General features: G+C 71.6%; 21 protein-coding genes and 1 pseudogene. 16 read left to right on the top strand and 6 right to left on the bottom strand.

Features of this window, described 5'->3' with window-relative positions; translation table 11 throughout:
• Positions 1 to 106: 106 nt before the first annotated feature.
• A complete protein-coding gene (locus BR98_RS32225) occupies positions 107 to 1,498 on the bottom strand; it encodes a YihY/virulence factor BrkB family protein (RefSeq protein ID WP_083977246.1) in 1,392 nt (463 codons plus the stop codon).
• A gap of 154 nt (positions 1,499 to 1,652) precedes the next feature.
• Here BR98_RS32225 and BR98_RS42710 point away from each other — a divergent pair, with 154 nt between their 5' ends.
• The 11 genes and pseudogenes from BR98_RS42710 (at position 1,653) to BR98_RS32180 (ending at position 11,527) form a co-directional block, all read left to right on the top strand.
• The gene (locus BR98_RS42710) at positions 1,653 to 1,736 is read left to right on the top strand and encodes a putative leader peptide (protein ID WP_329492070.1); all 84 of its coding nucleotides are present in this window, start codon (positions 1,653 to 1,655) and stop codon (positions 1,734 to 1,736) included.
• Positions 1,737 to 1,927: 191 nt separating this feature from the next.
• A complete protein-coding gene (locus BR98_RS32220) occupies positions 1,928 to 3,640 on the top strand; it encodes a nitrite/sulfite reductase (RefSeq protein ID WP_035850465.1) in 1,713 nt (570 codons plus the stop codon).
• A gap of 73 nt (positions 3,641 to 3,713) precedes the next feature.
• Positions 3,714 to 3,893 (top strand): hypothetical protein, encoded by a 180-nt coding sequence (locus BR98_RS41740; protein ID WP_083977244.1) that lies wholly within the window; start codon positions 3,714 to 3,716, stop codon positions 3,891 to 3,893.
• Positions 3,877 to 4,575 carry a phosphoadenylyl-sulfate reductase gene (locus BR98_RS32215; protein ID WP_035850460.1) on the top strand — a complete coding sequence of 233 codons (699 nt, stop codon included), beginning with the start codon at positions 3,877 to 3,879 and terminating at the stop codon, positions 4,573 to 4,575. The genes BR98_RS41740 and BR98_RS32215 overlap by 17 nt, the downstream gene beginning before the upstream one ends.
• Before the next feature lie 172 nt (positions 4,576 to 4,747).
• Positions 4,748 to 5,296 (top strand): adenylyl-sulfate kinase, encoded by a 549-nt coding sequence (gene cysC / locus BR98_RS32210; RefSeq protein WP_035854562.1) that lies wholly within the window; start codon positions 4,748 to 4,750, stop codon positions 5,294 to 5,296.
• Entirely contained in the window at positions 5,293 to 6,231 is a 939-nt protein-coding gene (cysD, locus tag BR98_RS32205) for a sulfate adenylyltransferase subunit CysD (protein ID WP_035850453.1), read from the top strand. The genes cysC and cysD overlap by 4 nt, the downstream gene beginning before the upstream one ends.
• A 1-nt stretch (position 6,232) precedes the next feature.
• On the top strand, positions 6,233 to 7,558 hold the full coding sequence (locus BR98_RS32200; RefSeq protein ID WP_035850446.1) for a sulfate adenylyltransferase subunit 1: 1,326 nt from the start codon (positions 6,233 to 6,235) through the stop codon (positions 7,556 to 7,558).
• Between the two features lie 218 nt (positions 7,559 to 7,776).
• Positions 7,777 to 8,922, top strand: coding sequence for an aliphatic sulfonate ABC transporter substrate-binding protein (locus tag BR98_RS32195; protein WP_051970599.1), 1,146 nt, complete (start codon positions 7,777 to 7,779; stop codon positions 8,920 to 8,922).
• 148 nt (positions 8,923 to 9,070) lie between these two features.
• A complete protein-coding gene (locus tag BR98_RS32190) occupies positions 9,071 to 9,874 on the top strand; it encodes an ABC transporter ATP-binding protein (RefSeq protein ID WP_035850445.1) in 804 nt (267 codons plus the stop codon).
• Positions 9,861 to 10,769 carry an ABC transporter permease gene (locus BR98_RS32185; protein WP_035850444.1) on the top strand — a complete coding sequence of 303 codons (909 nt, stop codon included), beginning with the start codon at positions 9,861 to 9,863 and terminating at the stop codon, positions 10,767 to 10,769. Before BR98_RS32190 ends, BR98_RS32185 begins: the two co-directional genes overlap by 14 nt.
• 21 nt (positions 10,770 to 10,790) lie before the next feature.
• Positions 10,791 to 11,527 (top strand): annotated as a pseudogene (locus BR98_RS32180) (sirohydrochlorin chelatase).
• 23 nt (positions 11,528 to 11,550) lie between these two features.
• On the opposite strand, the gene BR98_RS32175 reads toward BR98_RS32180, so the two are convergent.
• Together BR98_RS32175 and BR98_RS32170 are read right to left on the bottom strand one after the other, a co-directional pair.
• Entirely contained in the window at positions 11,551 to 12,570 is a 1,020-nt protein-coding gene (locus tag BR98_RS32175; protein WP_051970597.1) for a hypothetical protein, read from the bottom strand.
• Between the two features lie 127 nt (positions 12,571 to 12,697).
• Positions 12,698 to 13,150, bottom strand: a complete 453-nt coding sequence (locus tag BR98_RS32170; RefSeq protein ID WP_232247753.1) for a MarR family winged helix-turn-helix transcriptional regulator — start codon at positions 13,148 to 13,150, stop codon at positions 12,698 to 12,700.
• A 125-nt stretch (positions 13,151 to 13,275) separates the two neighbouring features.
• On the opposite strand from BR98_RS32170, the gene BR98_RS32165 reads away from it, so the two are divergent.
• On the top strand, positions 13,276 to 14,067 hold the full coding sequence (locus BR98_RS32165; protein WP_232247751.1) for an alpha/beta fold hydrolase: 792 nt from the start codon (positions 13,276 to 13,278) through the stop codon (positions 14,065 to 14,067).
• A gap of 173 nt (positions 14,068 to 14,240) precedes the next feature.
• Here BR98_RS32165 and BR98_RS32160 read toward each other — a convergent pair whose 3' ends face one another.
• Positions 14,241 to 14,858: a TetR/AcrR family transcriptional regulator gene (locus BR98_RS32160; protein ID WP_035850442.1), complete on the bottom strand. Its 618-nt coding sequence runs from the start codon at positions 14,856 to 14,858 to the stop codon at positions 14,241 to 14,243.
• Positions 14,859 to 14,965: 107 nt separating this feature from the next.
• Between BR98_RS32160 and BR98_RS32155 the strand changes: the two genes are divergently transcribed.
• The 3 genes from BR98_RS32155 to BR98_RS32145 all read left to right on the top strand — a co-directional run bounded on the left by BR98_RS32155 (position 14,966) and on the right by BR98_RS32145 (position 18,680).
• The gene (locus tag BR98_RS32155; RefSeq protein ID WP_083977240.1) at positions 14,966 to 16,564 is read left to right on the top strand and encodes an MFS transporter; all 1,599 of its coding nucleotides are present in this window, start codon (positions 14,966 to 14,968) and stop codon (positions 16,562 to 16,564) included.
• 26 nt (positions 16,565 to 16,590) lie between these two features.
• The gene (locus BR98_RS39840) at positions 16,591 to 17,127 is read left to right on the top strand and encodes a hypothetical protein (RefSeq protein ID WP_035850441.1); all 537 of its coding nucleotides are present in this window, start codon (positions 16,591 to 16,593) and stop codon (positions 17,125 to 17,127) included.
• Positions 17,128 to 17,348: 221 nt separating this feature from the next.
• Positions 17,349 to 18,680 (top strand): extracellular catalytic domain type 1 short-chain-length polyhydroxyalkanoate depolymerase, encoded by a 1,332-nt coding sequence (locus BR98_RS32145; RefSeq protein ID WP_035850440.1) that lies wholly within the window; start codon positions 17,349 to 17,351, stop codon positions 18,678 to 18,680.
• Between the two features lie 44 nt (positions 18,681 to 18,724).
• On the opposite strand, the gene BR98_RS40615 is transcribed toward BR98_RS32145, so the two are convergent.
• Positions 18,725 to 18,898, bottom strand: coding sequence for a hypothetical protein (locus BR98_RS40615; protein ID WP_198042411.1), 174 nt, complete (start codon positions 18,896 to 18,898; stop codon positions 18,725 to 18,727).
• Between BR98_RS40615 and BR98_RS42175 the strand changes: the two genes are divergently transcribed.
• Complete coding sequence (locus BR98_RS42175; protein WP_267886131.1) at positions 18,855 to 19,100, top strand: DUF397 domain-containing protein; 246 nt, start codon at positions 18,855 to 18,857, stop codon at positions 19,098 to 19,100. The genes BR98_RS40615 and BR98_RS42175 overlap by 44 nt on opposite strands.
• Positions 19,101 to 19,156: 56 nt before the next feature.
• Here the strand turns inward: BR98_RS42175 and BR98_RS32140 are convergent, their stop codons facing one another.
• On the bottom strand, positions 19,157 to 20,551 hold the full coding sequence (locus BR98_RS32140) for a hypothetical protein (protein ID WP_035850437.1): 1,395 nt from the start codon (positions 20,549 to 20,551) through the stop codon (positions 19,157 to 19,159).
• Positions 20,552 to 20,704: the final 153 nt, after the last annotated feature.

The raw sequence follows: 20,704 nt of genomic DNA, 5'->3' as shown, positions 1-20,704 counted from the left end.
CGATCGGCTGGGCGATCATGCGCGATCGCCTGCGGTGGCAGCCTAGAACACCTGCCCCGCGGCTCGCATCAGGTTTTTGACCAGCGGTTCTTCCTCGACGGGGGCGTCACGGCCCGTCCCACGGCGGCCGCGGCGGGTAGCTCGGCAGCGCCGAGTCCACCGGCCCCAGCTCTCCCGGGAACCGCCCGTCGGAGGCCCACGGCCCGGCCGGGTGCTCCACCGCTCCGGTGGGGTCGGCCGCGTGGTGCGGGGCGGGCCGGGCGACCGGACGGTCGGTGTCCGGCGGGGGCGGCGGGGTCCGCCGGCGACGGCGGCGCAGGCCGCCGAGCCGTCCGCGCACATTTCCGGGCGCCAGGAAGTCGGCCCACCGCTCGGGGTACTCCGAGGGCACCTCGTCGTCCTCGGCGCCCTCCTCGCCGAACTCCTCGTCGTAGCTGTCGGCCAGCCCGAGCGTCCGGGCCCGCTGGGCCCGCTCGGCGGCCCGGCGCACGCCCACCTGGCGGACCAGTGCGGCGGCCCGCTGCTCGCTGGCCCGCTCGCTCTCGGCCCGGGCGTCGGCGGTCTCCACGCTGGGCCAGCGGCGGTCTAGCGCGGCGTTCATGGCGGCGCCGATCAGCACCGCGAGCGCCAGCACGAAGATCCACAGCAGTACCGCGACCGGCGCGGCCAGCGAGCCGTAGACCGAGTGGCCCTCCACCGAGCTGACCAGGTAGACCCGCAGCACCAGGCTGCACAGCACCAGCACCCCGAGCGCCACCAGGGCGCCGGGGATGTCCTCGCGCCAGGGCGTGTTGGCCGGCACCGAGAGGTGGTAGAGGGTGGTCAGGAAGATGATCAGCAGCAGGATCGCGACCGGCCAGTAGAGCGCGCTGACCAGGCCTGCGATGTTGGGCACCGCCGCCACCACCAGCCCTGGGCCGGCCACCAGCAGGGGCAGCACCAGGGAGCCGATCACCAGGGCGCCGAGGTAGAGGCCGAGCGACATGGTCCGGGTCTTGACGATCCCGCGCTTGCCGTCCAGCCCGTACATCACGGTGATGGTGTCGATGAAGATGTAGAGCGCCCGGGAGCCGGACCAGAGCGAGAGCAGGAAGCCGATCGAGATCAGGTCGGGGCGTCCGTGCGCGAAGACGCCGTCCAGCAGTGGCTGCACGGTCTGGTGGATCGAGGACTGCGAGAGCACCGTGCCGGCGGCCGAGAGGATGTCGTGCTGCAGCTTCTGGATGGTCCCGGCGCCGAGCAGTTCGTCCAGGTAGCCGAGGGTGCCGGCCAGGCAGAGCAGCAGCGGCGGGATGGAGAGCAGGGTGAAGAAGGCCGCCTCCGCCGCCAGCCCGGTGACCCGGTACTCGACGCAGGTGTTGGTGGTGTCCTTGACCAGGGCCCAGACGGTGCCGCGCCAGCTCGACCGCCGGGCCGCCCGCCGGGCGCCCTTCCCCCGTCGCCGGGAGGGCCGCTCGGCGCCCGCTCTGCTGACTTCACCTGGTGGCTGCACACCCATACGGTATCGGGCAGGCCCAGAGCTTCGGGCGCACCGGCGGGCCGGTACCGTCGCCAGCTCGGCGACTGCGCGCCGATCTCGCGATTCGGAACAAACTCGTCCGCATTCTGGACGTCAGTGGACCGCGCCTCGCTCGGCGTGCGAATCTCTTGCCATGCCTAGCGCCGGAACCACCCTAGTAGGTCGACTCCACGTCGATCTCCTTCGCGTGTCCAGCGCCATCTGTCCGGTGATCTGAGCCCCACCCCAGCCGCCACCACCGCACCGGCGCCACCCGCCTCGCCATCCCCGCCGTAGCGGATGTGCCGGCGCCCAGGGCCACGATCACCGCCATCCACCTGGTACCACAGGTTCGCAGGTCGGAGTAGGCACGGTCCCGGGAAGACGCACACCTCCAGCAGCAGAGCCACCTCCCCGAAGGACCCTCACATGCCAACCACTTCCGACCCGGTCGAGCCCCAGCCCGCGCCCCGTGCTGCCGCCGCCCGCAAGGTGACCCGCCACCGTGGCGAGGGCCAGTGGGGCATGGGGCACTTCACTCCGCTGAACGCCAACGAGCAGTTCAAGAAGGACGATGACGGTCTCAATGTGCGGACACGCATTGAGACGATCTACGCGCACCGCGGCTTCGACTCGATCGACCCGTCCGACCTGCGCGGCCGGATGCGCTGGTGGGGTCTGTACACCCAGCGCAAGGAGGGGATCGACGGCGGCAAGACCGCGATCCTGGAGCCGCACGAGCTGGACGCCGAGTACTTCATGCTCCGGGTCCGGATCGACGGCGGCCGCCTCACCGTCGCCCAGCTGCAGGCGATCGCCGAGGTCTCGCAGCAGTACGCGCGCGGCACCGCCGACCTGACCGACCGCCAGAACATCCAGTACCACTGGATCCGGATCGAGGACATGCCCGCGATCTGGCAGAAGCTGGAGGGCGTCGGCCTGTCCACCACCGAGGCCTGCGGCGACACCCCGCGGGTCATCCTCGGCTCCCCGGTGGCCGGCATCGCCGAGGACGAGATCATCGACGGCACCCCCGCCATCGAGGAGATCCAGCGCCGCTTCATCGGCAACCCGGACTTCTCCAACCTGCCGCGCAAGTTCAAGTCGGCGGTCTCCGGCTCCCCGCTGCTGGACGTGGCGCACGAGATCAACGACATCGCCTTCGTCGGCGTGAACCACCCCGAGCACGGCCCGGGCTTCGACCTGTGGGTCGGCGGCGGCCTGTCCACCAACCCCAAGCTGGGTGTGCGCCTGGGCGCCTGGGTGCCGCTGCAGGAGGTCGCGGACGTCTACGGCGGCGTGATCGGCATCTTCCGCGACTACGGCTACCGCCGGCTGCGCAACCGCGCCCGCCTGAAGTTCCTGGTCGCCGACTGGGGCAAGGACAAGTTCCGCCAGGTGCTGGAGGACGAGTACCTCAAGTACCAGCTGGTCGACGGCCCCGCGCCCGAGCAGCCCACCGGCGTCTGGCGCGACCACGTCGGCGTGCACAAGCAGAAGGACGGCAACTACTACGTCGGCTTCGCGCCGCGGGTCGGCCGGGTGGACGGCGCCCTGCTCGGCAAGGTCGCCGAACTCGCCGCCGCGCACGGCTCGGACCGGCTGCGCACCACCGCCGAGCAGAAGATGCTGGTGCTGGACGTGCCCGAGGAGCACGTCGAGTCCCTGGTGGCCGGCCTGGAGGCGCTGGACCTGCGTGTCACCCCGTCCCCGTTCCGCCGCGGCACCATGGCCTGCACCGGCATCGAGTACTGCAAGCTCGCCATCGTCGAGACCAAGGAGCGCGGGCGCACCCTGATCGACGAGCTGGAGGCACGGCTGCCGCAGTTCGACGAGCCGCTGACCATCAACATCAACGGCTGCCCGAACGCCTGCGCCCGGATCCAGGTCGCGGACATCGGTCTCAAGGGCCAGCTGGTGACCGACGAGCACGGCAACCAGGTGGAGGGCTACCAGGTCCACCTGGGCGGCGCGCTCGGCCTGGAGGCCGGCTTCGGCCGCAAGGTGCGCGGGCTGAAGGTCACCAAGGACGGCCTGCCGGACTACGTGGAGCGGGTGCTGACCCGCTTCCAGGCCGACCGCGAGGAGGGCGAGCGGTTCGCCCAGTGGACCGCCCGGGCCAGCGAGGAGCAGTTGTCGTGAGCGAGCGAAGCGAGCGAACCATCAAGAGGTGCGCGTCTCGCGAAGCGACCGCCGAGCGAAGCGAGGTGGCCGCATGAGCGAGCGCGCGGCCCCGTTCTACTGCCCGTACTGCGGTGACGAGGACCTTCGCCCGTCCGCGGAAGGCGGACACGGCGCCTGGGAATGCGCGAGCTGCCGCCGCGCTTTCCAAGTGAAGTTCCTTGGTCTGCTGTCAGCTTCGAACGGGGGGAGCACAAGTGAGCACCACCACTGATCTGGAGGCGCTGGCCACCGCGGCCGGGCGCGATCTGGAGGAGGCCTCGGCGCAGGAGATCCTGCGCTGGGCCGCCGGCACCTTCGGCAAGAAGCTCTGCGTCACCTCCTCGATGGAGGACGCGGTGGTCGCCCACCTGGCCTCCACCGCGCTGCCCGGCATCGACGTGGTCTTCCTGGACACCGGCTACCACTTCCCGGAGACCATCGGCACCCGGGACGCGGTCGCCGCGACCATGCCGGTCAACGTGATCACCCTGACCCCGCGTCAGACGGTGGCCGAGCAGGACGCCGAGTACGGGCCCAACCTGCACGACCGGGACCCGGACCTGTGCTGCTCGCTGCGCAAGGTCGAGCCGCTGCAGCGCGGACTGGGCGCCTACGACGCCTGGGCGACCGGCCTGCGCCGCGACGAGTCGCCGTCCCGCGCCAACACCCCGGTGGTGGCCTGGGACGCGAAGCGCCGCAAGGTGAAGATCGCGCCGATCGCCCGCTGGACCCAGGCGGACGTGGACGCCTACGTCCAGGCCAACGGGGTGCTGCTCAACCCGCTGCTGTGGGAGGGCTACACCTCGGTCGGCTGCTCGCCGCTCTCCTGCACCCGCAAGCCGGGCGAGGGCGAGGAGGGCCGGGCCGGCCGCTGGGCCGGGTCCGGCAAGACCGAGTGCGGGATCCATCTCTGATGGTCAATGGATACAGCCATCTCTGATGGTCAATGGATACAGCCACCTCTGATGGTCAACGGATACAGCCACCTCTGAATCCTCTTTTTTTGTCAGTTACTTAATTTTGGAGCGAAACGTGACCACAGCCGACACCTTGGCCGCCGCCGGGGAAGCCGCGGAGGCGGCCCCCGTGGCCGCCCCCTGCGAGCGCGGCGCCACGGTGTGGCTGACCGGGCTGCCCAGCGCCGGCAAGACCACCCTGGCCTTCGCGCTGGCCGACCGGCTGCGCGCCGAGGGCCACAAGGTCGAGGTGCTGGACGGGGACGAGATCCGCGAGTTCCTCTCCAAGGGACTGGGTTTCAGCAAGGAGGACCGGCACACCAACGTGACCAGGATCGGCTTCGTCGCCGAGAAGCTGGCCAAGAACGGTGTGAAGGTGCTCGCCCCGGTGATCGCCCCCTACGCCGACTCCCGTGCCGCGGTCCGCACCCGGCACGCCGAGCAGGGCGCCGAGTTCCTGGAGATCCACGTTGCCACCCCCGTCGAGCTCTGCTCGGAGCGCGACGTCAAGGGCCTGTACGCCAAGCAGGCCGCCGGTGAGATCTCCGGCCTCACCGGCGTCGACGACCCGTACGAGGCTCCCGAGCACCCCGAGCTGCGCCTGCAGACCCAGGGCCGCTCGGTCGCCGAGTCCGCCGCCGAACTGCACACCTTCCTGTCCGAGAGGGGCCTCGCATGACGACCGCGACCGCCAGCCCGATCGAGCGCAGCGACAATCCCTTCGCGCTCTCCCACCTCGACGCCCTGGAGGCCGAGGCGGTGCACATCTTCCGCGAGGTCGCGGGGGAGTTCGAGCGTCCGGTGATCCTGTTCTCCGGCGGCAAGGACTCGATCGTCATGCTGCACCTGGCGCTCAAGGCCTTCGCCCCGGCGCCGATCCCGTTCTCGCTGCTGCACGTGGACACCGGCCACAACTTCCCCGAGGTGATCGCCTACCGCGACCGCGTGGTGGCCGAGCACAACCTGCGGCTGCACGTGGCGAGCGTGCAGGACTTCATCGACGACGGCCGGCTGCGCGAGCGCCCGGACGGCACCCGCAACCCGCTGCAGACCGTCCCGCTGCTGGACGCCATCGAGACCGGCAAGTTCGACGCGGTCTTCGGCGGCGGCCGCCGGGACGAGGAGAAGGCCCGCGCCAAGGAGCGGGTGTTCTCGCTGCGCGACGAGTTCGGCGCCTGGGACCCGCGCCGCCAGCGCCCCGAGCTGTGGAACCTCTACAACGGCAAGCACGCGGTCGGCGAGCACGTCCGGGTCTTCCCGCTCTCCAACTGGACCGAGCTGGACGTCTGGCAGTACATCGAGCGCGAGGCGATCGAGCTGCCGGAGATCTACTACGCGCACGAGCGCGACGTCTTCGCCCGCGACGGCATGTGGCTGACCGCCGGCGAGTGGGGCGGCCCCAAGGAGGGCGAGACGGTGCAGCGGCGGCTGATCCGCTACCGCACGGTCGGCGACATGTCCTGCACCGGCGCCGTCGACTCGGCCGCCGCGACCATCGCGGACGTGATCACCGAGATCGCCGCCAGCCGGCTGACCGAGCGGGGGGCGACCCGGGCCGACGACAAGCTCTCCGAGGCCGCCATGGAAGACCGCAAGCGCGAGGGGTACTTCTAAAATGTCCAGCACCACCGAATTGACCGCCACCTCGCTGCTGCGTTTCGCCACCGCCGGGTCCGTGGACGACGGCAAGTCGACCCTGGTCGGCCGCCTGCTGCACGACTCCAAGTCGGTGCTGGCCGACCAGCTGGAGGCCGTCGAGCACGCCTCCCGCAAGCGCGGCCAGGAGGCTCCCGACCTGGCGCTGCTCACCGACGGCCTGCGGGCCGAGCGCGAGCAGGGCATCACCATCGACGTGGCGTACCGCTACTTCGCCACGCCCCGGCGGCGGTTCATCCTGGCCGACACCCCCGGGCACGTGCAGTACACCCGCAACATGGTGACCGGCGCCTCCACCGCCGAGCTGGCCGTGGTGCTGGTGGACGCGCGCAACGGCGTGGTCGAGCAGACCCGCCGGCACGCCGCGGTGGCCGCGCTGCTGCGGGTGCCGCACGTGGTCCTGGCCGTCAACAAGATGGACCTGGTCGACTACGCCGAGCCCGTCTTCGCGGCGATCGCCGAGGAGTTCACCGCCTACGCGGCCTCCCTCGGGGTGAGCGACATCGTCTCGATCCCGATCTCGGCGCTGGCCGGCGACAACGTGGTCGAGCCCTCCGCGCACATGGACTGGTACGGCGGCCCGACCCTGCTGGAGCACCTGGAGACGGTGCCGGTCGGCACCGACCCGAGCGTCGAGCCGGCCCGCTTCCCGGTCCAGTACGTGATCCGGCCGCAGTCCGCCGAGAACCCCGACTACCGCGGCTACGCCGGGCAGTTGGCCTCCGGCGTGCTGCGCACCGGCGACGCCGTCACGGTGCTGCCCTCCGGGCACACCACCACGGTGGCGGGCATCGACCTGCTCGGCGAGGCGACCGACGTCGCCTGGGCGCCGCAGTCGATCACCGTGCGCCTGGCCGAGGACATCGACATCTCGCGCGGCGACCTGATCGCGGCGGGCCCGGTGCCGGTGCCCACCAAGGACGTCGAGGCGACCGTGAGCCACCTGCACGAGCGCCCGCTGCGCGCCGGGGACAAGGTGCTGCTCAAGCACACCACCCGCACGGTGCGCGCGCTGGTCAAGGAGATCTCCTACCGGATCGACATCGACACCCTCGAACAGCGCTCCGGCGCCGAGGGCTTGGGCGTCAACGACATCGGCCGCGTGGTGCTGCGCACCGCCGAGCCGCTGGCGCTGGACGACTACACCGACAACCGCCGGACCGGGTCCTTCCTGCTGATCGACCCGGCCGACGGCACCACGCTCACCGCCGGTATGGCGGGCGAGGCCTTCGGCGGCGCCCTCGCGGTGGCCGAGCCGCAGGCGGAAGAGGGGGACTGGGTCTGATGTCAGGAGAGGCGTTCTCCGGCATGGACAAGGAAGGCGGCCGCATCGGCAGCGGCGTCCGTGGCAGTGGCCAGGGCGGCATCGGCCGATGTGGGTCCGGACGGGGTCTCTGACACTCCGTCACCGGGTGCACCGCCGCCTTCCGCACCTCCAGAAGACGGCACCCGGCGTGCCAACGCACCAGCTTCCCTTGACCGTTCCAGCGAAGGACACCTCCCATGGCTTCCTCTCAGACGCATAGCCCGCTTCGCCCCAACGCCGGGCGCGCCAGACGCGCCACGCTGACCGGCGTGGCGGGTCTGACCGCCGTCGGCCTGCTGACCGCCTGCGGCGGCTACGGCTCCAAGGCCGACACCAAGGCCAACGCCGCCCCGGCAGCGGCCACCTCGGGTGCGAAGCTGTCCGCCGACACGGTCAAGATCGGCTACTTCGCCAACCTGACCCACGGCACCGCGCTGGTCGGCCTGCAGGAAGGGCTCTTCCAGAAGGAGCTCGGCGGCACCCAGATCAAGACCCAGGTCTTCAACGCCGGCCCGTCCGAGATCGAGGCGCTGAACGCCGGTTCGATCGACATCGGCTGGATCGGCCCCTCCCCCGCGATCAACGGCTACGTGAAGTCCAACAGCACCAACCTGAAGATCATCGGCGGCTCGGCCTCCGGTGGCGTCGGGCTGGTGGTCAACCCGGACAAGATCAAGTCGCTGGACGACCTCAAGGGCAAGAAGATCGCCACCCCGCAGCTCGGCAACACCCAGGACGTGGCGCTGCTGAACTACCTGTCGGGCAAGGGCTACAAGGTGGACCCGCAGTCCGGCGCCGGTGACGTCTCGGTGGTCCGCACCGACAACAAGGTCACCCCGGACGCCTACTCCTCCGGCTCGATCGACGGCGCCTGGGTGCCCGAGCCCACCGCCTCCACCCTGGTGAACAAGGGCGCCAAGGTGCTGTTGGACGAGAAGGACCTCTGGCCGAACAAGCAGTTCGTGATCACCAACATCATCGTCTCGCAGAAGTTCCTCAAGGAGCACCCGGACGTGGTGGAGGCCGTGCTGCGCGGCTCGGTGAAGTCCAACGCCTTCATCAAGGCCAACCCGGACAAGGCCCAGCAGGACGCCAACGACGCGATCAAGGCGACCGGCGGCAACGCGCTGCCGGCCAACGTGCTCGCCCCGGCCTGGAAGAGCATCGACTTCCTGGACGACCCGCTGGCCAGCACCCTGCAGGCGGAGGCCGACCACGCGGTGACCGCCGGGCTGCTGAAGAAGCCCAACATCGCCGGGATCTACGACCTGTCGCTGCTCAACAAGGTGCTCAAGGCCGCCGGTCAGCCCGTGGCGGCCGACGCCGGCCTCGGCACCCCGTAGCACCCTCACTGACGTTGTCCCCGCACCGGTAGCTCCGGTGTCCTCCCCCGCCCGTCCCGGTCGATGCCCAGTCACAGGGTCGGGCGGGGGTGGACCCCGGCCCCGCTCCAGTTTTCGCTCGCCCCACTCACGCCAGGAGGTGCCCGCTATGAGCACGGCACTGACCACCCCGAACGAGGCCCCCGACATCGCGGACCGGACCGGCACCCCTGCCGTCCGGATCGCAGGCGTGCACAAGTCCTTCGGCCGCCCCGGCGCGGCCACCCCGGTGCTGGACGACATCACCCTCGATGTCGCCGCCGGCGAGTTCGTCTGCCTGCTCGGCGCGTCCGGCTGCGGCAAGTCCACCCTGCTCAACCTGGTCGCCGGGCTGGACAAGCCGACGGCCGGCAGCATCGAGGTGCCCGGTGGCCGCCCGGCGCTGATGTTCCAGGAGCACGCGCTCTTCCCGTGGCTGACCGCCGGCAAGAACATCGAGCTGGCGCTGCGGCTCAACGGCGTGGCCCGGGCCGACCGCAAGGCCGAGGCCGAGCGGCTGCTCGAACTGGTGCGGCTCGGCGGCTCCTACGGCAAGCGGGTGCACGAGCTCTCCGGCGGCATGCGCCAGCGGGTCGCGATGGCCCGGGCGCTCGCCCAGGGCAGCAGCGTGCTGCTGATGGACGAGCCGTTCGCGGCCCTGGACGCGATCACCCGCGACGTGCTGCACGAGGAGATCACCCGGATCTGGCAGGAACGGCAGCTGACCGTCCTGTTCGTCACGCACAACGTGCGCGAGGCCGTCCGGCTGGCCCAGCGCGTGGTGCTGCTCTCCTCCCGGCCCGGCCGGGTGGCCAAGCAGTGGCAGGTCGACCTGCCGCAGCCGCGCCGAATCGAGTCCGCCGCCGTCGCGGACCTGTCCGTCGAGATCACCGAAGACCTGCGTGGGGAGATCCGCCGCCATGGCCAGCACTGAGACAGCCCCCGCTCCGCTCTCCAAGGAGAGCTCCGCCGACGACCTGCACGGGGTCGAGGCCGGGCTGGACGCGCTCGACGCCGTGCAGATCCAGCGCGCCCCGATCGGCCAGGTGCTGCGCGAGAAGGCGCTGCCGCCGGTGCTCGGCGTGCTGCTGGTGCTCGCGATCTGGCAGTTGCTCTACAGCCTGCACGTCACCGCCTCGTACAAGCTGCCCAGCCCGCTGGACGTCTGGCACAGCCTGACCGACCTCTGGTACCAGGGGACGCTGTTCTCGATCATCTGGACCAGCATCTGGCGCGGGATCTCCGGCTTCCTGGCGGCGGTGGTGATCGGCACGCCGATCGGCCTGGTGGTGGCCCGGGTGAAGTTCGTCCGGGCCGCGGTCGGCCCGGTGCTCTCCGGTCTGCAGTCGCTGCCCTCGGTGGCCTGGGTGCCGGCCGCGGTGATCTGGCTGGGCATCAACGACCAGGCGATGTACGCGGTGATCCTGCTCGGCGCGGTGCCGTCCATCGCCAACGGCCTGATCTCCGGCATCGACCAGGTGCCGCCGCTCTTCCTGCGGGCCGGTCGCACCCTCGGGGCGCGCGGGCTCAGCGGCGCCCGGCACATCCTGCTGCCGGCCGCGCTGCCCGGCTACCTGTCCGGTCTCAAGCAGGGCTGGGCGTTCTCCTGGCGCTCGCTGATGGCCGCCGAGCTGATCGCCAGCTCCCCCGACCTGGGCATCGGCCTGGGCCGCTACCTGGAGAACCAGCGCGACTCCAACGACATGTCCGGAGTGCTGCTCGGTATCATCCTGATCCTGGTCGTCGGGGTCGCCATCGACCTGTTGATCTTCTCCCCCCTGGAGCGCCGCGTGCTGCGCAGCCGCGGCCTGCTGCAGAACACCCGCTGAAAGCCCGCTGAAAGCGCTGACATGACCGCCCTGCTCCTGATCGCCCACGGCAGCCGTGACCCGCGGCACGCCGCGACGGTCGACGCGCTGGTCCGGGAGGTGCGGGCGCAGCGGCCCGGGCTGGAGGTGGCCACCGCCTACCTGGACCACTGCGCGCCGCGCATCCCGCAGGTGCTGGGTCGGCTGACCGACGCCGTGGCGGTGCCGCTGCTGCTCAACCGCGCCTTCCACGCCAAGCACGACATCCCCGCCGCGCTGCGGGCGGCCGGTGCGGCCGGCGCGGCCGTGCCGGTCGCGGAGGTGCTCGGCCCCTCCCCGCTGCTGCTCGCGGCGCTGGAGCGGCGACTGGCCCAGGCCGGGTTGGACGTCTCCTCCCCCGCCGTCCGGGCCGGCACCGGTGTGGTGCTGGCGGCCGCCGGCTCCTCCGACCCCGCCGCCGACGCCGCCACCCGCGCGCTGGCCGCCGACTGGCAGCGGCGCCGGGGCTGGGGGCGGTGGAGGTGGCGTACGCCTCGGCCGGCGGGCCCCGGGTCCCCGACGCACTGGCGGCGCTGCGGGCCCGTGGTGTGACGCGCACCGCGGTCGCCCCTTACCTGCTTGCCCCGGGCCTGCTCCCGGACCGGATCGCTGCGGCCGCCACCGAGGCCGAGGCCGGGGTGCTCGCCCCGGTCCTCGGCGCGGCTCCGGAGATCGCCGAACTGCTGCTGCACCGGTTCGCCGCTGCTCGGCTCAACAGCCTCTCCGCCCAGGCCGCCTGACTCGACGTCAGTTTCAGGCGCGGTCAGATCCGGCGCAGGGTGAACTCGTCCGACAGCTGCCCGGCGAACAGCAGGTCCATCCGGCCCGACAGCACGTACAGCGCACCGCCCGGACCCCTGGTCACGGCGGTCGGCGCCGGGTCCGCCGCCGGGCGGGACTCCACCCTCCCGCCCTCGCCCGGGTGCACCACCACGACGGTGCCGGTGGCGTCGGTGCCGATCCGGTTGGTCACGCCCACCAGCGTCCCGTCCGGACCGGCGGCCATCCCGTCCAGGCCGACCAGACGCGGGTCCTGCACCAGCAGCTCGACCCGCTCGGGGTGGCGCAGCGGCAGCTGCCAGATCGCGCCGGTCTGATAGTTGCCCAGCCACAGCCGGCCGCCGCGCAGCACGATCCCGTTCAGCCCGAACTGGCCGGGTCCGGCCCCGATCCGCGGGTCGCGCACCAGCACCGAGGCCCGCCCGTCGGCCGTCACCCGGTAGACGATCGGCGCGAACGAGTCCGTGACGTAGGCGGTTCCGTCGGCGTCGAAGGCGACGTCGTTGGCCACATGCGGGCCACCGTCCCCCGCCACCGCCGCCAGGTCCACGTACCACCGTCGCTGACCCGTCTCCAGGTCATAGCTGCCCAGACCGGCCACGCGTCCCTTGCTGTCGGCCGTACTGCGCACCGACAGCCCCGCCGGGTCGGCGTTGCAGACCAGCACCCGCCCCCGCGCGGCGTCCACCTTGACCCCGACCACCGACACCAGCCGCGGGTCCGCGACCAGCGTGCGCACTCCGCCGTCGGCCCGCACCACGCTCACCGTCCCGTGCCGCAGCGAGCCGACGACGAACTGACGGCGGATCGGGTCCCAGGCGGCGCTCTCCGGGTGCAGGCTCTCGCCGTGCCCGTGCAGTACCGCGCCCTGCCACTGGCCGGCCACCACCGGGCTCGCCTCGGCCGGCGCCGCCACCGCGCCCGCGCCCAGCAGCGTGGACAGCGTGAACGCGGCGGCCAGGGCGGTGCGGCGGGTGATCGTACGAGGCGTGTTGACACTCATCTCGGCTGCTCCTCAGCTCTCTCGACTGGGTCCAGCCTCCCGTCGGCGGAGCGTTCGCAGCAGTGCGTGCGGATGCTGGTAGCGGCACTACCAGCATCCGACGGCCCGTCAGTCCGCGTTGCCGACCTCAGCGCTCCGGGGCCGGCTGCGGCGCCGCGGTCAGCTGAGCCGATGCGCGGGCCAGCAGGTCGATCAGCAGGGCGCGCTCCTCGGCGCTGAAGCCGTCGGCGATCCGCCGCTCGACGGCGACGGCCTCCGCGTCGGCCCGGGCGAGCAGGCTGCGCCCCTCGTCGGTGAGGGTCACCTCGATCACCCTGCGGTGCCACGGGTGCGGCCGACGGGTGATCAGCTCCTTGGCCTCCAGGTTGGCGAGCACGGTGGCGATGGTCTGCGGGGTGACCAGGCAGGCGCGGGCGAGGGCGGCGGCGGAGAGCCCAGGCTGGTCGTCGAGCGCGTACAGCACGGCGTACTGCGGGACCGTCAGCCCGAACGGTCGGAGCGCGGCGTGCTTGGCCGCCATCAGCTCCTGCTCCACCCGCTTGATGTGCAGCCCGAGGCGCTCGGTGACCGGCATCTTCATGGGCCCGATCCTACGTCACCAGATCGAACCCTGCCTGATGACAGAGCTCTGCGAACATGCCAGAGCTCTGCTATCTTTCTGGGTATCACTCAGCATCGACTCCGCGCTCACCCATGGAGGCACCCTTGCCCGGCTTCACACCGCTCGATCACGTCGTCGCCGGATCCGGCCCGGGCCTGGTCCTGATCCACGGCACCGGCGCCGACGCCACCTCGAACTGGGGACCCCTCATCGAGGCCGTGCGCGACCGGTACACCGTTCTCGCCCCGAACCTGCCCGGCGCCGGCGCCACCCCCGTCGACCCCGCGCCGATCGACCTCGACGCGCTCGCCGACCGGGTCGTGGCCACCGCCCGCGCCGCCGGCCTGGAGCGGTTCCACCTGGTCGGCCACTCGCTGGGCGCGGCCCTCGCCACGGCCGTGGCCGCCCGGCACCCCGCCGCCGTGACCTCGCTCCTCCTGCACGCGGGCTGGGTCAGGACCGCCCCGCGCGAAGCGTTCATGTTCGACCTCTGGACCCGCCTGCTGCGCACCGACCCGGCCCTGCTGGCCCGCGAGTTGATCCTCACCGCGATGGGACCCGGCCTGCTGGACACCCTGGACGACGCGCAGTTCGCCGAACTGGCCGCCGGTTTCACGGCCATGCTCGACGAGCGGATCCTGGGGCAGATAGAACTCGACACCCGGATCGACCTGCGTGACGCGGTGGGCCGGATCACCGCGCCCACCCTCGTGCTGGCGAGCGCCGACGACCGGATCCTCCCGCCCCACCACCAGCGCGAACTCGCTGCCGCCATCCGCCGGTCCGACTACCTCCAGGTCCCCGGCGGCCACGGCCTGCCGTTCGAGGACCCGGCGCGGTTCTTCTCGGTCGTCACCGAGTACGTGGACAACCGGCAGGCCCAGGACCGGGGCTGAGGCTGCGCACGAGGTGTTCCGGCGCGAATGGTCGGCCAGCCCCTCCGCTCCACCGCGGCGGCCGGCCGCCGGCCGGCTTCGGCCGGTTCCGCCGAGCTGCTCCCCCGCCCGGCGCCTGCGGGCGCTCCTCCCGGCGCCGCCGCGGTGAGCGAGCGAAGCGCCCGCCCTTGCCGTCAGAGGCCGCGGGAGACGGTGGCGAGCACGCTGTCGGCCGCGGCCCGCCGCTCGCCCTCGGGCAGGTCCTGGAGCGGGCCGTCGACCAGGAGGCTCGACAGGCCGTGCACCGCGGCCCATGCCGCGTACTGGGCCCCGGGCCGGCGTTCGGCGGGCAGCGCGCCCACCTCGACGAGTTCGTCGAGCCGCTGGGCGAGGAGTGTGTAGGGATCGGTTGCGCACTGGTCGGCCGCTGGGACCGGCGGCTTGCCGCCGTGGGCGGCGGCGCCGGAGAAGGCGGTCCGGAACCACCCGTGCTCGGTGAGGGCGAACTCGATGTAGGCCCGACCGATCGCCTCCAGCCTGGCCCAGGCCCGCTCGACCGGGTCCGGGCTGCGGACCTCGGCGGTTCGCTCCACCATCAGGCGGCCGAGGCGCTCCATGCAGCCGGCCGCGACGGCGGCCAGCAGGTCCTCCCGGTCGGCGAAGTGCCGGTAGGCGGCATTGTGCGAGACGCCGACCTCCCGGCTCACCGCACGGAGCACGACGGCCGCCGGGCCGCCGGTGCGAGCGACATCGATACCGGCGCGGATCAGGGCCTGGCGGAGGTCACCGTGGTGATAGGCCGTCTTCGGCAATGTGGGCTCCCACTTCCCGAGCGATGTTGACACTGTCCATTTTGAGTGGAATTGTGGCATTAATCGCATGTTACCGCAGTCAACATGCGCGGCGGATGGAGACCCTCATGCCCGCCCTCACCGCTCGCCGACAGGGCCTGGTCCTCGCCACGGTCTGCCTGGCGGCGTTCGCGATCAACTTGGACACCACCATCGTCAACGTGGCCCTGCCGGAGCTGAGCAGACAGCTCGGGGCGACGACCCGGGACCTGCAGTGGGTCGTCGACGGCTACAACCTCGCCTTCGCCGCGCTCGTCCTGACCGCGGGCTCGCTCGGCGACCGCTTCGGGCGCCGGCCGACGCTCCTTGCGGGACTTGCGGGTTTCGCCGTCACCAGTGCGATCGGAAGCCTGGTCGGCTCACCCGGCGCACTGGTCGCCGTGCGCTTCGCGATGGGCGCCTGCGCGGCGACGATCTTCCCCACAACTCTGTCGATCATCACCAACACCTTTCCCGAACGCCGCTCCCGCGCCAAGGCGGTTGGCGTCTGGGGTGCGGTGACCGGACTCGGGGTGGCCGTGGGGCCGGTGGCGGGCGGAGTCCTGCTGGCGCACTTCGGCTGGCCCTCGGTGTTCCTCGCCCTGGTGCCCGTGGCACTGGCCGCGTTGGTCGCGACCTGGGTGTGGGTGCCGGAGTCGAGCGATCCCGCCGCCGCCCGCCTCGATCTTCCGGGGCTCGCCGCGAGTTCGACGGCGATCGGCCTGCTCGTCTACACCATCATCGAGGCTCCGAACCGCGGCTGGGCCGCTCCCGCCAGCCTGGCGGGATTCGCCGGCTCGGTGCTCCTGACGGCGCTGTTCGTCCGGGTCGAGCGGGGCCGACGGCAGCCCATGATCGACATGACGCTGTTCCGGACACCGGCGTTCTCGGCGGCGAGCGGCTCGGTGACGGTCGCGTTCTTCGCGCTCTTCGGGTTCATCTTCCTGGTGACCCAGTACTTCCAGTTCATCCGCGGCTACGGCACGCTCTCCACCGGCGTGCGGATCCTGCCGGTCGCGCTGAGCATCGCGCTGGGGTCGGTGGGCGGGGTCGCGCTGGTGAACCGGCTCGGCACCCGCGCGGTGGTCACCACCGGCCTGGTCCTGCTCGGCTCGTCCTTCGGGTGGATCGCCCTGTCACCGACCTTCATGTCCTATCCGCGGATCGTGGGCCAGATGGTGATGCTCGGACTGGGGCTCGGGCTCACCACGGCGCCCGCCACCGAGTCGATCCTCAGCGTGCTGCCGCCGGCGAAGGCCGGAGTCGGGTCGGCCGTCAACGACGCGACCCGCGAGGCCGGCGGCACCCTCGGTGTGGCGGTGATCGGTTCGATCTTCACGTCCCTGTACGCGAGTCGGCTCGCCACCACCGCCTTCGCCGACCTTCCGGCGCACACCGCGGCAGCCGCGAAGGACTCGGTCGCATCGGCGCTGGGGATCACCGCGGCTGCCGAACCAGCCGCCCGGCAGAGCCTCCTGAGCGACGTCCAGACCTCGTTCATGTACGGCTTCCACCTCGCCTGCGTGGTCGCCGCCGGAGTCTGCCTGCTGGGCGCAGCCGCCGCACGCCTGGCACTGCCGGGCCGACTCACGCCGCCGCCCGGCGGGCAGGGTCGGGGCACTGCCGTGGTGAGGACGCCGGCCACGCGCGTTGCCCCTTCACCGACCGGGCCACCCGCCCGCCGCTGAGCGGCGATCAGGTCGCCGATTGAGCCGTGACCGCCTCAACATCCGCTCAGATCGCGCGCAGCCACGCGCCGGCATGGGTCGGCACCTACCACCACGAGGACGGCCACGCCGTCATATCCCTGGACCTGCGTGCCCGCGAGGACCCGGCCCGCCTCACCGCGATCATCGCCCACGAGCTGGCCCACGTCCGGCTGCGCGGCGAGGGCCGGTTGCCCGACTGGGAGCGGGAGGAGGAGAAGCTCACCGACCTCCTGACCGTCCACCTCGGCATGGGCGTCTTCACCGCCAACGCCGCCCACACCTTCGCCAGGACCGCCCACGGCTGGTCGGCCCTCCCGATGGGCGACCTCACCGAGCAGATGCTGGCCGGCTCCTTCCTCGGCACCACCCACCACCTCGGATACCTGACAGACCGCCAGTTCGGCTACGCGCTGGCCTGCTGGGCCCACCTGCGCGGAGAACCCACCCCCGCCTGGGCCCGCCACCTCACCCCGACCCTGCGAGCCGAACTCCTGCGCAGCCTGGCCTACTTGCACAACTCCGGGCGCGAGTTGGGCGCTTGACCACTACGCCGCAGGTATCAGAGGGCGATAAGTGACGTGCTGCCCAAAAAAGATCTTCGCGGTCCCGTGCAACCTTTCCGGGGGCGGTGACAACTGGGTGGTGTCCGGACAGGCGGTCTGGTCAGAGGCAACGGCTGAAAGAGAGCATCGACATGTTCCCTCGCCCATCTGTCAAGAGCCCGCGGAGGAAGAGAGGTTCCACGCTGCGTTCCCGGTACCTGATGACCCGCGTGCTCGGCGTCGCCGCCGCGCTCGGCATCGCGGTCAGCCTGAGCCTGCCGGCCGCCCCCCAGGCCGCCGTCGCCTCGCTGACCCCGATCAGCAACTTCGGCACCAACCCGACCGGCCTGCAGATGAACCTGTACCGGCCGAACAACGTCAAGGCCAACCCGCCGATCCTGCTCGCCCTGCACGGGTGTCAGGGCTCCGGGCCCTACCTGTACCAGAGCCAGGACTTCGCGTCGCTGGCCGACCAGTACGGGTTCCTCGTCATCTACCCCTCGACCCCCGGCGCAGCCTGCTGGGACGTCTCCTCCGACCAGGCGCTGACCCGCAACGGCGGCAGTGACCCGGTCGGGCTGATGTCGATGATCACCTACACCGAGCAGCACTACGGCGGCAACCCCAACGCCGTGTTCGTGACCGGGCAGTCGTCCGGCGGCATGATGACCAACGTGATGCTCGCCGACTACCCCGACGTGTTCAAGGCGGGCGCCGCGTTCATGGGAGTGCCCTACCACTGCTTCGCCACCGGCACGGTGCGCGGCTGGAACGGGCCCTGCGGCGGCGGGCAGGTCAACAAGACCCCGCAGCAGTGGGGCGACCTGGTGCGGGGCACCGCGTACCCCGGCTACACCGGCCCGCGGCCGCGCATGCAGCTGTGGCACGGGACCAACGACACCACCGTGAACTACAACAACCTCGCCGAAGAGATCAAGCAGTGGACCGACGTCCTCGGGGTGAGCCAGAACCCGTCGTCCACCGACACCCCGGCGGCCAACTGGACCCGCACCCGGTACAACAACGGCGCCGGCACCACCCAGGTCGAGGCGTACAGCATCTCCGGTGCCGGCCACGAACTGCCCGTCAAGGGCACCGCGATGGCCGCCAACGCCATCCACTTCATGGGCCTGGACAGCACCCCCTCCGGCGGCGGCAACAACGGCGCGCTGCACGCGGTGGGTGCGGGCAAGTGCCTGGACGACCCGAACTCGACCACCACGCTGGGCACCCAGCAGCAGATCTACAGCTGCACCGGCGCCGCGAACCAGACCTGGACCCGGACGGCGTCGAACCAGCTGACGGTGACCGTGGGCGGCAGCGTGCTGTGCCTGGACGCCAACGCCATGGGCACCGTCAACGGCACCAAGGCGATCCTCTGGTCCTGCAACGGCCAGACCAACCAGCAGTGGAACCTCAACTCCAACGGCACGATCACGGGCGTCCAGTCCGGCCTGTGCCTGGATGTGACCGGAGCTTCCACCGCCAACGGCGCCCCGGTCGAACTCTGGTCGTGCAACGGCGGCGGCAACCAGCGGTGGACTCTCGGATAGTCGGGCTCCGGGGTGCGACGGCCGGCGAGAAACCTACCGCCCTCTCAGATCCGTACCTCCGGCACCGTGATCCCGTGCTCGGCAGCCTGGTGCCGGCGCCAGAGCACCCGCACGTCGGTCTCGGCCGAGGTCTGCGGCTCGACGGCCCGCAGGTCCTTCTGGAACTCGGCGCAGGTGGCGCACCCCGGGACGGGGACCGGGACCGGGAGCTCGATCACGCTACGGCTCCCGTCCCGGCGACCTCGTCACCGTCGCACGGAGCGCACCGCCTGCACGTGCACGGCCGCCTGCTCGGACTTTGCGAATACCGTCCCCGTCCGCGACTCCAAGGACCCCGACGGTCCCGCCCTCCTCTTCCCCGCCACCGCCTTCGCCGCCTTCACCGGCGCCCTCAGGGCCGGCCGCTTCCCCACCCCGTAACACGCCTGGTGGGCGGCAGCCGCCTTGGCTGCCGCCCACCAGGGAGTGCTCGGGCGTCAGTTCACCCAGAACCCGTAGTCGTAGGAGCTCAGCACGATGCCGTCCCCGGTGGTCGCGTAGACCGTGAGGTCCTGGTAGTCACTCGTGGTCGGGGTCCAGCTGATCGTCGCCGTACCGCCGTCACCTGCCGAGACCGTGGTGGCCGGGCCTCCGTTGAACGAGTACGTGTAGCTCGCCACTCCCTTCACCTTCGGCGCGAAGGTGAAGCTGCCGGCGACGCCGACTCCGCCGCTGGTGCCGTTCTCGAGGTAGACGTCCGAGCTCACCGTCGGGGTGCTGTCGAGGTAGCCGGTCCGCCACTGACCCTCGCCGCTGACCCAGCCGTTGGCGCTGGTGCTGGACACGTTGATGTCCGTCCCGTAGGCGCCGTTGAGCCGGATGTTCAGCTCGCCCTGGCCGTTGCCGCCCGCCGGGACGGTGACGGTCCGGGAGTTCGGACCGGCCTGGATCCGCACGGTGTAGCTGACCACCGGGCTCACGGCCTGCAGCGCGGGGTCGGGGGTGAACTTGAACGGGGTCGGCTCGTCGAACTGCGGCGCGGGGACGGGGGTGGTGACCGACGGGACCGACGGCTTGATGAAGAACTGGTAGCGCGTCGTCTCCGAGATGTTGAATGCCCGGTCCAGGCTCCGCACCTGGAGGGTCACCGGGCCGCTGCCGCGCGGCGGCATCAGGCTCAGCGTGGCCTTGCCGCCGAGGGTGGTGGCGCGCACGAAGGTGTCGGGGAAGTCGCTGTACGGGTCGTTGATCTGCGGGATGCCGCCCGGCCCGGTGTGTGCCAGGACCGGCGCCGTCAGGTCGTTCCAGGAGTACTCGAAGCCCGCCACGTCGCCGACACCGGCCGCGTCCAGGGTGAACTGGACCGGCGCCCCGCCCTGGTCCCAACCGCCCTGCGGGTAGTTCGCCGACGAGACCACCGGCGCCTGGGCCGGAGGCGTGCCGTCCACCGTGTAGTAGCAGGTCGCCGACCAGTCGGAGGCCACGCCGCCGTCCGTCACCTGCGCCTGCCAGGCATACGTCTGCCCGTCGGCGACGGCGGCGGACGGCACGATGACCGAGCCCGCGTTGCCCACGAGGACACTGGAGTTGCTGAGCGTGGTGACCTGCGTCGGGTCGCTGACCGGCCAGAGCCGGAACTGCTCGGCGACCCGCTGGTAGGCCGGGGCGTCGGCCTCCTGCGCCACACCCTCCAGGGTGATGTTGCCGCGCCCGTCGAGGAAGCTGGGGGCGGCCGGGTCGGTCGAGCAGTTCCGCAGACCGTTGAAGAGCTGGGTGGGCGTCGCAGGCGTCCCGCCCGCCGCGATCGCGGGCGTGGCCACGGCCAGCGCCAGGCCAACGGCGCCCAGCGAAGCAAGGGCGACACGCGCCCGCGTACCCCGAGTCGTGCTCAAGTGGATCCCCTCCCATGGACGCCCGCGTCCGCTGCCCTCCCGTGTGCAGCGGTCCACTGGCGCGAGGAAATGCTAGTCCGCGACCCGGGCGTGCGCCAGAGAAATTTGAACAGATTCAAAACATTGCCCAGGGTCCTGGCCTCGGCATCGAAC

Origin of the sequence: Kitasatospora azatica KCTC 9699 (assembly GCF_000744785.1) — a bacterium.
In the GTDB taxonomy this organism is placed as follows: domain Bacteria; phylum Actinomycetota; class Actinomycetes; order Streptomycetales; family Streptomycetaceae; genus Kitasatospora; species Kitasatospora azatica.
This window is presented reverse-complemented; position numbering and strand designations above follow the sequence as displayed.

Bases quoted from the DNA above. Each gene is read 5' to 3' on its own strand.
- BR98_RS32195 (WP_051970599.1), top strand. From the start codon at position 7,777: ATGGCTTCCTCTCAGACGCATAGCCCGCTTCGCCCCAACGCCGGGCGC.
- BR98_RS32145 (WP_035850440.1), top strand. From the start codon at position 17,349: ATGACCCGCGTGCTCGGCGTCGCCGCCGCGCTCGGCATCGCGGTCAGC.
- BR98_RS32175 (WP_051970597.1), bottom strand. From the start codon at position 12,570: ATGAGTGTCAACACGCCTCGTACGATCACCCGCCGCACCGCCCTGGCC.
- BR98_RS42710 (WP_329492070.1), top strand. From the start codon at position 1,653: ATGCCTAGCGCCGGAACCACCCTAGTAGGTCGACTCCACGTCGATCTC.
- BR98_RS32155 (WP_083977240.1), top strand. From the start codon at position 14,966: ATGCCCGCCCTCACCGCTCGCCGACAGGGCCTGGTCCTCGCCACGGTC.
- BR98_RS41740 (WP_083977244.1), top strand. From the start codon at position 3,714: ATGAGCGAGCGCGCGGCCCCGTTCTACTGCCCGTACTGCGGTGACGAG.
- BR98_RS32190 (WP_035850445.1), top strand. From the start codon at position 9,071: ATGAGCACGGCACTGACCACCCCGAACGAGGCCCCCGACATCGCGGAC.
- BR98_RS32225 (WP_083977246.1), bottom strand. From the start codon at position 1,498: ATGGGTGTGCAGCCACCAGGTGAAGTCAGCAGAGCGGGCGCCGAGCGG.
- BR98_RS32220 (WP_035850465.1), top strand. From the start codon at position 1,928: ATGCCAACCACTTCCGACCCGGTCGAGCCCCAGCCCGCGCCCCGTGCT.
- BR98_RS32200 (WP_035850446.1), top strand. From the start codon at position 6,233: ATGTCCAGCACCACCGAATTGACCGCCACCTCGCTGCTGCGTTTCGCC.
- BR98_RS32185 (WP_035850444.1), top strand. From the start codon at position 9,861: ATGGCCAGCACTGAGACAGCCCCCGCTCCGCTCTCCAAGGAGAGCTCC.
- cysD (WP_035850453.1), top strand. From the start codon at position 5,293: ATGACGACCGCGACCGCCAGCCCGATCGAGCGCAGCGACAATCCCTTC.
- BR98_RS32170 (WP_232247753.1), bottom strand. From the start codon at position 13,150: ATGAAGATGCCGGTCACCGAGCGCCTCGGGCTGCACATCAAGCGGGTG.